Below are 12741 nucleotides of genomic sequence, written 5' to 3'. Positions count from 1 at the left end.
CGGGACGCGTCGACCGGACGGCGTCCGGGATCGGCACCACGACGGACGGCCGCCCCGCCGCCCCCGGAGGGGCGAGCGGAGCGGCCGTCGCGACGGGCTGCGGAGGCTACTCCGCGGCGCCCGCCTCACGCTGCGCGGCCGCGCGGCGGCGCAGTCCCGTCAGCACCGCTCCGGCGCCGATCAGCGCCAGGGCGCCGGCGCCGAGCAGTCCGCCGCCGAAGCCGGTGGAGGGCAGGCCGCCCGAGCCGTGGCCGGGCGCGCCCGGTCCGGCGGTGGGCGTCGAGGTCGGCGCGGGAGGCGCGGTCGGTCCGGCGGTCGGCGTGCCGGTCGGAGCCGGCGTCGCCGTCGGTCCCGCCGTCGGCGTCGCGGTCGGCTCGGCCGTCGGTCCGGCGGTGGGCGTCGCCGTCGGCACCGGCGTCGACGCCTCGGTGACGTCCACGCTGACGAGGGTCGCGAGACCCGAGTCGGCGTAGGCGATGCTGCCGAGGTACTGCGCCGGGCCGGCGAGGCCCGTCCAGGAGACGGAGTAGCTCGTCGGCTCGCCCAGGACGGCGTCGACGGCCTCGGGAGCGGTGCTCAGCGAGCCCTCGCCGCCGTCCGCCGCGATGAGGAAGCTCCGGAGGTCGAAGGTCGCCTCCGGGTCCGCGCCCACCGCGTAGATGTCGGCCGAGACGAGGTAGCTGCCGGCCTCGGGGTCGACCAGGTCGACGCGCTCGTCGGCGGAGCCCGTCGCGCTGGTCGCCGTGGCCACAGCCTCACCGTCGACGATCTGCGAGACCGTCAGGTCGAGGTCGGCGGTGTCGTCGAGCGAGTCGAGGTCGAACCGGGCGAACTCGGTGCCCTCGGGGACCTCGACGGTCGTCTCGAACGTCTCGCCCTCCGGCAGCGTGCCCGTGTGGCCGTCGGCCGCGGTCGCGTCCTCGGCGAGGACTCCCACCGCGAGACCGCTCGGCGTCAGCGGCAGCGCGCCGTCGATGCCGGGGACGATCTCGACGCTCGTCGAGCCGGTCGAGCCGGAGCCCGAGACCTCGTAGGGCGCGTCCAGCAGCACGGGGCGGACGGCCACGGGGCTGCGGACCTCGTGCTCGGTGCTCGACCAAATGAGGTAGCCGGTCGCGAACTCGGCGAGCTCGGCGTCGGTCCTCGTGAAGGTCACCGTGTACTCGGCGGTCTGGCCCGCTCCGGTGAAGGAGAGGGTCGACGGCGAGACGACGGCGTCGATCCCCGGGATGTCGAGGGCGGCGGTGTAGCTGCCGGCCTCGGTGGAGGTCACCGTGCGGGTGATCGTCTGGGTCCCCGCGAGGGCGCCGATCGCGATCGAGGCCTGGTTGAGGTCGGACGGGTCGATCTCCTCGACCGCGTCGAGCTCGGGGTCGGCGAAGACGTAGCCGGCCCCCTTGAGGAACGCGATCCAGTCGCTCGTGCCGCTCTCGTAGAGCAGACCGGGGTCGAGGAACGCCGTCGGGTCGACGTGTCCGGCGCCCTGCGCGAAGACGTCCCCGGACGCGTTCCCCGCCTGGTCGACGCTGTCGTAGGAGGTCGTCATCATGGCCGACTTGACCGCCGACGGCGACGCGTTCGGGGTCGTGCCGAGGATGAGCGCGGCGAGTCCCGCGATGTGCGGGGAGGACATCGACGTGCCGGACTCGAACGCGAAGGCGGGGTCGTCGCCCTCGGCGTTGAAGCTGTCGGCGAGGATCGCGACGCCGGGCGCCGTGAGGTCGGGCTTGAGCACGTCCGTGCCGTCCGCCTCGGCAGGACCGCGCGAGGAGAAGCCTGCGACCTGCGGCACCGGGATCTCGGTGCCGGTCGCGTTGCCCTCGGTCAGCGTCGCCGTCGCGCCCGCGGTGCCGGCGTACGCGGTGATCGCGTCGTAGGCCTGCGAGTCGATCTGGATCGACGGGACCGAGTGGTCGTCGACGTGCAGGGCGTTCGGGAACGGGTTCAGCAGCAGCATGCCGATGCCGCCGGCCCGGTCGACCTCGGCCGACTTGGAGACGCGGGCGGTGACGCCCGCGGTGCAGGCGACGATCTTCCCGGCCACCTTCGCCGCGTCGAGCGAGCCCGGCGCGCAGATGTCGGGGTTCTCGGTCCCGGCGACGACCACGTCGGCGCTGTTCACGAGCGGACCGGTGACGTCGTCGTGCACGCTGATCGATCCGCCGACGAAGGCCTGGCCGTCGCCGAGGGTGGCGGTGGCGGTGTAGGTCGGGATCGAGGAGGCGGCGACCGTGGTGTACCACGGCGAGGCGTGGTCGAGGGTCGAGACGCCGGGACCGGAGTTGCCGGCCGAGGCGGCCACGAAGACACCCGCGGCCGCGGCGTTCAGGAACGCCTCGTCGTAGGGGGTCAGCGTCGAGACGGCGGAACCGCCGCCGATCGAGAAGTTGATGACGTCGACGCCGTCGGCGACGGCCGCGTTGATCGCGGCCAGGATGCCGCTGCCGGAGCAGTAGTCGTCGTCGTCGGTGCCGTTCACGTCGCCGTTCCAGCAGACCTTGTAGGCGGCGACCTTCGCGGCGGGGGCGACACCGGAGATGGTGCCGTAGTCGTAGCCGTCCACCGACGCCTCGACGTCGGCGTTGCCGGCCGCCGTGCTCGCGGTGTGCGAGCCGTGGCCGTCCGCGTCGCGCGGCGAGCGGTACTCCGGGTTGTCGGTCGAGCCGGCCTTCTCGTTCGCGCCCAGGAACCAGCGGGCGCCGATCAGCTTCTGGTTGCACTCGCCGCCGTCCCACTGCTCGGACGCGGCGAGGCCGGGCGAGCAGGAGCCGACGAAGGTGGTGCCGTCGGACTTGGCGTAGCTGACGGTGGTGCCGTCGGTGTAGGGAGCGGCACCCGCGGAGGTCGCGAGCGGAGCGCCCGCGAACGACGGGTTCTCGGGGGCGATGCCGGAGTCGATCACTCCGACGACGATGCCCTCGCCCGCCTCGTCGACACCGCCGACGGTGTCCCAGACTCCGCCGTCGCCGTCCAGGCCGAGGAAGCTCGTGGACGACTCCTGACCGGTGTCGGGGACGGGGATGCCCGCGTCGCCCGTGGCAGCGGGGGCCGGAGCGGTCGACGCAGGGGCGCGGTCGAGCTTCAGATCCTCGACCTCCCGCACCTGCGCGACGTCCTTGCGGCCGGCGAGGGTGCTCGCCTGCGCGCTCGTCAGCGAGGCGGAGAAGCCGTTGAGGGCGACCGTGTAGTGGTAGCCGATCGCGGCGTCGACGGCGGCGGCCACGTCGTCCTGCCGCTGCTCGAGGTGCGCGGAGTAGTCCTCGACGGGAGCCGAGCGGGCCTGCAGCTGAGCGCCGGCGTCCGGAGCGGTCCGGGCGAAGCGGGCGTCGGTGCCCTCGTAGGTCGCGGCGGACGGCTCGACGAGCGTGACGACGTACTCGCCGTCGTCGAAGGTCTGGAGCGAGGAGAGTCCGCCGACGAGAGCGGCGCCGCCGACGAGCGGGGCGGCCGACGCGGCCTGGACGGCGAACGCGCCCGAGGCGGCGATGCCGAGGGCGGCGAGGCCGGCGAGGAGGCGCTTCTCAGCGCGGCGGACGGGTGGACGGTGGGACAAGTGAAGCGGCAATCGATGTCCTTTACTCACAGTTGCTGGGAACCGGATCGGTTCTCGCACAGAGTCGACCCTACGAACTGGATCGCCCGGCTCTGTTACGAACAGGTAACGAAGTCCTCCTTCGGGGGACAGCCGCGTCGGATTCGCGGGGATCCGCCTGCCCCCATTTCGGGGACGTGCCCGTCGTCGTCCTACGCTGACGGGATGCGCACCCCGAATCCCGACGCCGCCGTCGGCGTCCTGCTCCCCCGCGATCTCCCCGCTGCCCAGGTCCTGCCCTACGCTCGCCGCGCCGAGGAGCTCGGCTTCGACGAGCTCTGGGTCGTCGAGGACCTCGGCTTCCGCGGCGGCATCGCCCAGGCCGCTGCCGTCCTCGCCGCGACCGAGCGGATCGTCGTCGGCATCGGGATCCTGCCGGCCGCCGTCCGCACCGCCGCCTTCACCGCGATGGAGCTCGGCACCCTCGCCGAGCTCTTCCCCGGCCGCGTCCACGCCGGCATCGGCCACGGCATGCCGGGCTGGATGCGCGGACTCGGCGTCTGGCCGAGGAGCCCGCTGACCCTGCTCTCCGAGCAGTTCGACGCGATCCGCGCGCTGCTCGCCGGCGAGGAGGTGACGCGCGACGGGCGCTACGTGCACGTCGACGGCCTGCGGCTCGAGTCGCCGCCGCGGGTCGTGCCGCCGCTGCTGGCCGGGGTGCGCGGGCCGCGCTCGCTCGAGCTGGCCGGGCGCATCGCCGACGGCGCGATCCTCGCCGAGCCGGTCGCTCCGGAGTACCTCGCCCGCGCCCGGGAGCAGATGGGGACGCCCGGCCGCGTCGTCGCCTACAACGTCGCGGCGGTCGCGGACGACGCCGTCACCGCGCGCGACGCCGTGCGGCCCGGACTCGAGTGGATCGGCGAGCCGGACTGGGCGCCGCACCTCGAGCCGCTGCCCTTCGCCGAGGAGTTCGCACAGCTGCGCGCCCGGAGCGCCGACCGCGCCGCCTTCGTCCGGGACCTGCCCGACGAGTGGGTCGACCGGCTCGCGGTCGTCGGGACGCCGGAGACCGCTCGCGCGCGGATCGACGAGCTGCACGCGGCCGGGGCGGCCAGCACGGTGCTCGTCCCGATCGGCGACGACGCCGCCGCGGCGATGGAGCAGCTGGCCCGCGTGCTCTGACGGGTCGCCGCCCCGGTGCTCCCTCGGCACGCGGAAACGGCTCCGGCCCGGGGAATCCGAGGATTCCCGCGGGCCGGAGCCGTTCGTGCGAGCCGGAGATCAGCTCGCCATGCGCGCCTTGAGGTTCTCGTCGAGCGTCGCGAGGAACTCCTCGGTCGTCTGCCAGGCCTGGTCGGGGCCGACGAGGAGCGCGAGGTCCTTCGTCATGCTGCCGGACTCGACCGTCTTGATGACGACGTCCTCGAGGGTCAGCGAGAAGTCGATGAGCTCCTGGTTGCCGTCGAGCTTGCCGCGGTGCGCAAGGCCGCGCGTCCAGGCGTAGATCGAGGCGATCGGGTTCGTCGAGGTGGGCTTGCCGGCCTGGTGCTGGCGGTAGTGGCGCGTGACGGTGCCGTGCGCCGCCTCCGCCTCGACGACGCTGCCGTCGGGGGTGGAGAGCACCGAGGTCATCAGGCCGAGCGAGCCGAAGCCCTGCGCGACGGTGTCGGACTGGACGTCGCCGTCGTAGTTCTTGCAGGCCCAGACGTAGCCGCCCTCCCACTTCATGGCCGAGGCGACCATGTCGTCGATGAGGCGGTGCTCGTAGGTGAGGCCGGCGGCCTCGAAGCGCTCCTTGAACTCGGTCTCGAAGATCTCCTCGAAGATGTCCTTGAAGCGGCCGTCGTAGGCCTTGAGGATCGTGTTCTTCGTGGAGAGGTAGACCGGGTAGTTGCGGGTCAGGCCGTAGTTGAGCGAGGAGCGCGCGAAGTCGCGGATCGACGAGTCCTGGTTGTACTGGACCTGCGCGATGCCGTCGTCGGGGGCCTTGTAGACCTCGAACTTCATCGGCTCGGAGCCGTCCTCGGGGGTGAACTCGACGGTGAGCGTGCCCTTGCCCTTGAAGACGAAGTCGGTGGCGCGGTACTGGTCGCCGAAGGCGTGGCGGCCGATGATGATCGGCTTGTTCCAGCCGGGCACCAGGCGCGGGATGTTCGAGATGATGATCGGCTCGCGGAAGATGACGCCGCCGAGGATGTTGCGGATGGTGCCGTTGGGCGACTTCCACATCTTCTTCAGGCCGAACTCCTCGACGCGCGCCTCGTCGGGCGTGATGGTCGCGCACTTGACGCCGACGCCGTGCTTCTGGATGGCGTGGGCCGCGTCGATCGTGACCTGGTCGTCGGTCTGGTCGCGGTACTCCATGCCGAGGTCGTAGTACTCGAGGTTCACGTCGAGGTACGGGTGGATCAGGGTGTCCTTGATCTTCTGCCAGATGATCCGCGTCATCTCGTCGCCGTCGAGCTCGACGACGGTTCCTTCAACCTTGATCTTCGACATTGCACTCCCAGGGTCTCGTTGCACCGGCCCGCTGCTGCGAGGGACGGGTGGCTCCGCGGCCGCTCCAGACGGCCTCGACCAGCCTACCCGAGGCCTGAAGTATCTCGATGTCGAGACAGTTCTGCGGCGGACCGACTCGCGCACCCCGCGGAACGCGTCGGTCGTCCGCGAGGAGGATGACCGCCGTCCGGCCGGGCCGCTAGATTGGGCCGCATGAGTGACCTCCGCCTGGAAGAGCTGTCGGCCGCGAACATCTCCGCCGTCAACGGACTGAGCCTCAAACCGGGTCAGGAGCAGTTCGTCGCACCGGAGTCGTACTCCGCCGCGGCCGCCGTGATCGACCCCGGCGCCGCCTGGCAGCGGGCGATCCTCGACGGCGACGAGCTCGTCGGCTTCATCCACGCGCACTTCGACCCGCAGGCGCCCGAGGAGTTCCGCAGCTGCATCTGGCGGATCAACATCGACGCGGCGAAGCAGGGCCGCGGCGTCGGCACCTTCGCCGTCCGCGCCGCCGCCGACGAGGCGCGCGCCCGCGGCTTCGACACCCTCACCGTGATCTGGGAGTCGGGTGCGGACGGTCCCGAGCAGTTCTTCCGCTGGATCGGCTTCGAGGTCATCGGCGAGACTCCGTACGGCGAGAACATCGGGGCGCTGAAGCTCTGACCGCTCGTCCTGAGGACGGAGAGGCGGACCCCGCCGACTTCGTCTCCGCGGTGCTCGCCGTCGTCGAGGCGATCCCGCCCGGCCGCGTGATGGCCTACGGAGAGATCGCCGCGGTACTCGGCACCCGCGCCGCACGCGCGGTCGGCACCGTCCTCGCCCGCTACGGCTCCGACGTCGCCTGGTGGCGCGTGGTCCGCTCCGGCGGCGCTCCCGCCGTCGGACACGAGGAGCGCGCCCGCGAGCACTACGAGCGCGAGGGCACGCCGCTGGTCACGACGCCGAGCGGCTACCGGGTGGACGTCCGCGCCGCGCGCTGGACACCCTGACCGCGGCGGCCGCTCCGGCCGCTAGACGAGGGAGTCGCGCCAGGCCGCGTGCAGGGTGGCGAAGCGGCCGTCGCCGGCGATGAGCGCCTCCGGGGTCCCGTCCTCGACGATCCGGCCGTGCTCCATCACCAGCACCCGGTCGGCGATGGCGACCGTCGAGAGCCGGTGCGCGATGATCACCGCGGTCCGATCGGCGAGCAGCGTCTGCAGACCGAGCTGCACCAGCCGCTCGCTCGGGATGTCGAGCGAGGAGGTCGCCTCGTCCAGGATCAGCACCGCCGGGTCCGCCAGGAATGCGCGCGCGAACGAGATCAGCTGGCGCTGCCCGGCCGAGACCCGCCCGCCGCGCTTGTTCACGTCGGTGTCGTAGCCGTCCGGCAGCGCCTGGATGAACGCGTGCGCGCCGACCGCCTTCGCCGCGTCGACGATCTCGTCGTAGGAGGCCGAGGGCCGGCCGATCGCGATGTTGTCGGCGACGGAGCCGGAGAAGAGGTACGCCTCCTGGGTCACCATCACGATCGCGCGGCGCAGGTCCTTCGGGTGCAGCTGTCGCAGGTCGACGCCGTCGAGCGTCACCACTCCGTCGGTCGGGTCGTAGAAGCGCGAGATGAGCTTGGCCAGCGTCGACTTGCCGGCGCCCGTCGAGCCGACCAGCGCGATGGTCTGGCCGGCGGGGATCCGCAGATCGAAGCGCGGCAGGATCTCGCGATCGGTCGTGTAGGCGAAGCGGACCCCCTCGAAGCCGAGCGCACCGCGCGCCTCGCGCAGGTCCACCGGGTGCGCCGGATCCGGGACGCTCTGCTCCTCCGCGAGGACGCCCGAGATCTTCTCGAGCGCGGCCGCGGCGGACTGGTAGGAGTTGTAGAACATCGCCATCTCCTGCACCGGCGCGAAGAAGCGGCGGGTGTAGAGCAGCACGCCGAGCAGGGCGCCGATCTCGAGACCGCCGTCGAGCACGCGCATCCCGCCGAAGAAGAGCACGGCCGCCATCGTCACGTTGCCGATCAGCACGAGACCGGGGTCGAAGGTGCCGAAGACGCCGAAGACCTTCTTGTAGGCGACCCGGTAGCGCTCGACGACGACGCCGAAGGCCGACTCGTTGCGCTCCTGGGTGCGGAAGGTCTGCACGGCGCGGATGCCCGTCATCGTCTCGACGAACTGCACGATCAGACGGGACGAGGCGACGCGGGTCCCGCGGAACAGCGACTGCGACCGCTTCTGGAACCAGCGGGTCAGGATCGCGAGCGGCACGAGCGCGCAGGCGAGCACGAGACCGCTGACGCCGTCGAGCGAGACGAGCGCGATGGCGACGAAGCCCATGTAGAGGGCGCCCTGCACCAGCTGGTTGATGCCGGAGTCGAGCAGCTCGCGGATCGAGTCGAGGTCGCTGGTCTGGCGCGAGATGATCCGCCCGGAGGTGTAGTTCTCGTGGAACTCGAGGCTCAGCTTCTGGGTGTGCAGGAAGACGCGCTTGCGCAGGTCGATCAGGATCGTCTGGCTCACCCGCGCGGACAGCACGGTGTACCAGGCGACGAGGACCGCGCCGATCACGCCGGTCAGCACGTAGGCGATCACGGTGAGGGCGAGCGGGGTCGCATCGCCGTCGAGCACGGCGGGCAGGCCGTTGTCGATCCCGAGCGCGATCAGCGCCGGTCCGGCGACCTGGGCCGCGGTCGAGACGACCACGACGACCGCGGTCAGCACCAGCCGCATCCGCAGCGGGCGCAGCAGCGACCCCAGCAGGGCGAGCGAGCGCCGGCGCAGGGCCGCCGACTCCGCGCGGGTGAGGTCGTCGCGCTCCTCGGTCGATCCGAGCGTGCTCATGATCTGGTCTCCAGCTCCGTGAGGTCGGTCAGGTCCGTCAGCTCGGCCTCGATGCGCGGGCGGGAGCCGACGCGCTCGGTGCCGCGCGGGCGGGCGAGCTCGTCCTCCTCGAGGCTCGAGATGACGAAGCGGTAGTGCGGGCTGCTCGCGAGCAGCTCGGTGTGGGTGCCGACCGCAGTGACGCGGCCCTCCTCGAGGAGGGCGACGCGGTCGGCGAGGGCCACCGTCGAGGGGCGGTGGGCGACGATCAGCGCGGTGGTGTCGCCGAGCACGCGGCGCAGTCCCTTCTCGACCCGTGCCTCCGTGTCGACGTCGAGGGCGGACAGCGGGTCGTCGAGGACGAGGACGGCGGGCCGCGCAGCGATCGCGCGGGCGAGGGCGAGCCGCTGGCGCTGGCCGCCGGAGAGGCTCATCCCCTCCTCGCCGACGGTGGTGTCGAGCCCGTCGGGAAGGGTGTGCACGAAGTCGGCCTGTGCGATTTCGAGCGCCTCGAGCAGCTCCTCCTCCGTCGCGTCGGGGCGGCCGAGCAGCACGTTCTCGCGCACCGAGGTGGAGAAGAGCGTCGCGTCCTCGAAGGCCATGCCGACGTGGGAGCGCAGCTCGTCGCGGCGCAGCTGCCGCACGTCGACGCCGTCGATCTCGATCGCTCCGCCGGTCACGTCGTAGAGCCGCGGCAGCAGGGCGGTCAGCGTGGTCTTGCCGGAGCCGGTGAGGCCGACGAGCGCCATCGTCTCACCGGGCTCGACCTCGAGGTCGACGCCGTCGAGGAGGTCCGGGAAGCGCTCCGGAGCGTCCTGGTAGCGGAAGTGCACGCCGCGGAAGCGCACCCGGCCGAGCGGACGGGCGATCGTCTCGGGCGACTCCGGATCGATGATCGTGTTCCGGCTGTCCATCACCTCGAAGTAGCGGTCGACGGCGGTGCGCGCGTCGAACGTCATCGAGAGGAGGAAGCCGATCGACTCGACCGGCCACCGCAGCACCGTGGCGGTGGCGAAGAAGGCGAAGAGCTCGCCGACGCTGAGCTGCCCGTCCGCGGCGAGCCAGACGCCGGCGAGGAGGCAGAGCGCGAAGGCGATGTCGGGGATGAGCAGCAGGACCACCCAGATGCCCGCGATGGCCTTCGCCTTCTCCACCTCCGTGCCGCGCAGCTTCTCCGCCTGGTCGGCGAAGCCGGCGAGCGCGTGCTGGTGGCGGCCGAAGGCCTTGAGGACGCGGATGCCGTGCACCGACTGCTCGACCGTGGTGGCGAGGTCGCCGGCCTGGTCCTGGCTGCGGCGCGCGATGCTCGAATAGCGCTTCTCGAAGGCGAAGCCGTAGATCCAGACCGGGATCGAGCAGGCCACGAAGAGCGCGCCGAGGATCGGGTTCCAGTAGACGAGCACGCCGAAGCCGACGACGATCGTCAGCGCGTTCACCACGAGCAGCACGAAGCCGAAGGCGATCCAGCGGCGGATGAGGCTGAGGTCGCTCATCGCCCGGGAGAGGAGCTGCCCGCTCTGCCAGCGGTCGTGGAACGAGACGGGCAGGTCCTGGAGCTGGCGGTAGAGCGCGGTGCGCATCCGCGCCTCGACGCGCGTGCTCGGCGTGAGCACCATCCGGCGCCGCAGCGCGATCGCGGCGGCCTCGAGCACGCCGAGCAGGAGCACGACGACGACCGGGCCGATCAGCGGGCCGAGGTCGCCGGAGCCGGCGGCGGTCGCGCCGTCGCCGAGCGGTCCGTCGACCAGCTGCTGCAGGACGATCGGGATCGCGAGCGAGACGAGGCTCGCCACGAGCGCGATCGCGATGCCGCCGACCAGGCGCGGCAGCGCGTCGCCGACGAACGGGACCAGGCGCAGCAGGGTGCGGAGCGTGTTCGGGCGCTTCGGAGCGGCGGGCGGAGAGGACTGTGCGAGCACGGTGCTGGGCTTTCGCGACGGAGGACGGAGCCCTCCGGATGCGCGAGCACTCAGGGGGCCGGGGATGCCGCCGGCCCGTTCCGGGCCCTGGGCAGCCTTGAAGGCTATACCCGGCCCGCCGACGGCGTCCAGTGCCGCCCGCGACCACTGTCGCGGATCCCCGCAGCGCCGACGCGGCCGGCACCCGGGCCGCTGCCCGGCGTCAGCGCACCCGCACCGACAGGCAGGTGACGCAGCCCTCGAGCTTCTCGAACTCCGAGACGTCGACGGACACGACGCGGTAGCCGAGGTCGCGGAGCAGCTCCGCGCTGCGCGGCGCGGACGCCGCCATCAGCAGCGTGTCCGGGGCGAGCACGACCACGTGCGCACCGCCCTCCTCCGGCATCGGCAGGAACGAGGGGAACAGCCGCGGCTCGTCGACGACGGCCTCCCAGCCGATCACGGTGCCGTCGGGCAGCGCGGTCACCGCGCTCTTGAGGTGCAGCACCCGGGTGAGCGGGACCGCCACGACCGCCAGGCCGAGCGGGCGGAGCAGGGCCCGCAGCTGCGCGATCCCGTCGGCGTTGGTGCGGCCGCCGCGGCCCACGTAGACGGTGGAGCCGACGCGCAGGACGTCGCCGCCCTCGAGGGTGCCGGGCGCCTCGATCCGGTGCACGACCAGGTCGAGGGCGCGGGCGGCCTCCTCCGCGCCCTCGACCTCGCCGCGGCGCGACGCGGCGCCCGGGCGGGTGAGGACGGCGTGGCCGTCGACGACGAGCAGCGCGTCCTCGAGGAAGACGGAGTCGGGCATCGCGAGCGCGGGAGCGACCTCGACGGTCTCCCAGCCGGCCTCCTCGAGCGCGTCGACGTAGGCCTCCCACTGCTGCTGCGCCTTCTCCCGGTCGACGGGGACGCGGTCGAGGTGCGTCAGCTCGCCGGCGTCGAGGTCGGTCGCGGGCTGCCGGACGAGGGCGATGCGGCGCTCCGGACGGGCGGCGGCGGCCGTCGTGGCGCGGGTGGCCGTCGAGGCGATGGCGATGCGGTGGCCGAGGGTGGCGGCGGCGATCACGAAGGCGAGCAGGAAGACGAGGTTGAGCCCGCCGAAGGTCTGCACGATGGAGAACCAGACCGCGCCGGTGATGGGGTCGCCCGTCGCGCTGGCCTGCACGAGGGTGCCGAAGACGGCGCCGACGAGCCCCGCGACGAGTCCGGCGATCGCGGCCGTCCACGCGCGGGCGAGCAGCCCGGCCGCGGCGAGCACGAGCACCACCACGAAGGCGAGCACGCTCGAGAGCAGGAAGTAGGCGTTGACCTGCGGGATCGACGTCGGCGCCAGCTGGTTGCCGATGAAGAAGGCGAGCAGATTGGCGAGGTGGGCCGCGACCGCCGTGGCGGCCGCGGCGGCGAGCGCCGTCAGCAGGCGCCGCCTCACGGTCGGGGCGGTGGCGGCGGGCGGGGCGGTGGGCGCGCGGAGCGTCGAGTCGGAGGGCACCCGCAGACCTTACGCGCCCGCACCCCTGCCGCCCCTGGCCGGACCCTCGCAGCAGTCTGAGAGCGGCGCCCGGGCCGTGCCGCGCCCGCTCCCCCGCCACTCCTCACAAGTCGCGGTAGTCGCGCGCCACTACCGCAACTTGGGGAGAGTGACGCGTCGAGACCGCGACTCCCGAAAGGGAGAGGGCGCGTGCGGGGATCGCGTGCCAAGCGATTCCCGCGGCGGCCGACGCGACCCGCTCTGCGGAACGCACCACCCCGAGAAGCCGACCGCGCCACGCCGCGCAGGGAGCGGCGTGGAAGACAGCGCCGGGAGAGGGCGCTCGGCGGGGATCGCGTGCCAAGCGATTCCCGCGGCGGCCGACGCGACCCGCTATACGGAACGCACCACCCGCGGAGCCGACCGCGCCACGCCGCGCAGGGAGCGGCGTGGAAGACAGCGCCGGGAGAGGGCGCTCGGCGGGGATCGCGTGCCAAGCGATTCCCGCGGCGGCCGACGCGACCCGCTCTGCGGAACGCACCACCCCGA

8 protein-coding genes are annotated in these 12741 nt (G+C 72.8%); 3 read left to right on the top strand and 5 right to left on the bottom strand.

Annotation, left to right across the window (positions count from 1 at the left end; all coding sequences use genetic code 11):
• Positions 1–106 precede the first annotated feature (106 nt).
• Entirely contained in the window at positions 107–3553 is a 3447-nt protein-coding gene (locus GTU73_RS05800; protein ID WP_160087726.1) for a S8 family serine peptidase, read from the bottom strand.
• Positions 3554–3757: 204 nt separating this feature from the next.
• Between GTU73_RS05800 and GTU73_RS05795 the strand changes: the two genes are divergently transcribed.
• Positions 3758–4714, top strand: a complete 957-nt coding sequence (locus tag GTU73_RS05795; RefSeq protein WP_160087724.1) for an LLM class flavin-dependent oxidoreductase — start codon at positions 3758–3760, stop codon at positions 4712–4714.
• A gap of 99 nt (positions 4715–4813) precedes the next feature.
• Here GTU73_RS05795 and GTU73_RS05790 read toward each other — a convergent pair whose 3' ends face one another.
• Entirely contained in the window at positions 4814–6031 is a 1218-nt protein-coding gene (locus tag GTU73_RS05790) for an NADP-dependent isocitrate dehydrogenase (protein WP_123445123.1), read from the bottom strand.
• A 213-nt stretch (positions 6032–6244) separates the two neighbouring features.
• Here GTU73_RS05790 and GTU73_RS05785 point away from each other — a divergent pair, with 213 nt between their 5' ends.
• Both GTU73_RS05785 and GTU73_RS05780 read left to right on the top strand, forming a co-directional pair.
• The gene (locus GTU73_RS05785) at positions 6245–6694 is read left to right on the top strand and encodes a GNAT family N-acetyltransferase (protein WP_123445122.1); all 450 of its coding nucleotides are present in this window, start codon (positions 6245–6247) and stop codon (positions 6692–6694) included.
• A 50-nt stretch (positions 6695–6744) separates the two neighbouring features.
• The gene (locus GTU73_RS05780; protein WP_244231783.1) at positions 6745–7020 is read left to right on the top strand and encodes an MGMT family protein; all 276 of its coding nucleotides are present in this window, start codon (positions 6745–6747) and stop codon (positions 7018–7020) included.
• A 21-nt stretch (positions 7021–7041) separates the two neighbouring features.
• On the opposite strand, the gene GTU73_RS05775 is transcribed toward GTU73_RS05780, so the two are convergent.
• The 3 genes from GTU73_RS05775 to ddaH all read right to left on the bottom strand — a co-directional run bounded on the left by GTU73_RS05775 (position 7042) and on the right by ddaH (position 12213).
• The gene (locus tag GTU73_RS05775; protein ID WP_160087722.1) at positions 7042–8844 is read right to left on the bottom strand and encodes an ABC transporter ATP-binding protein; all 1803 of its coding nucleotides are present in this window, start codon (positions 8842–8844) and stop codon (positions 7042–7044) included.
• Complete coding sequence (locus GTU73_RS05770; RefSeq protein WP_160087720.1) at positions 8841–10742, bottom strand: ABC transporter ATP-binding protein; 1902 nt, start codon at positions 10740–10742, stop codon at positions 8841–8843. Before GTU73_RS05770 ends, GTU73_RS05775 begins: the two co-directional genes overlap by 4 nt.
• A gap of 202 nt (positions 10743–10944) precedes the next feature.
• Positions 10945–12213, bottom strand: coding sequence for a dimethylargininase (gene ddaH / locus GTU73_RS19465; protein ID WP_279630805.1), 1269 nt, complete (start codon positions 12211–12213; stop codon positions 10945–10947).
• Between the last annotated feature and the right edge of the window lie 528 nt (positions 12214–12741).

It is taken from the genome of Rathayibacter sp. VKM Ac-2804, from assembly GCF_009866655.1.
GTDB lineage: Bacteria > Actinomycetota > Actinomycetes > Actinomycetales > Microbacteriaceae > Rathayibacter.
Note: the sequence above shows the minus strand (reverse complement) of the source record. Positions and strands in the feature narration are given on the sequence as shown.

Coding starts and splice junctions, on each gene's coding strand:
- GTU73_RS05775 (WP_160087722.1), bottom strand. CDS start 8,844: ATGAGCACGCTCGGATCGACCGAGGAGCGCGACGACCTCACCCGCGCG.
- GTU73_RS05790 (WP_123445123.1), bottom strand. CDS start 6,031: ATGTCGAAGATCAAGGTTGAAGGAACCGTCGTCGAGCTCGACGGCGAC.
- GTU73_RS05785 (WP_123445122.1), top strand. CDS start 6,245: ATGAGTGACCTCCGCCTGGAAGAGCTGTCGGCCGCGAACATCTCCGCC.
- GTU73_RS05795 (WP_160087724.1), top strand. CDS start 3,758: ATGCGCACCCCGAATCCCGACGCCGCCGTCGGCGTCCTGCTCCCCCGC.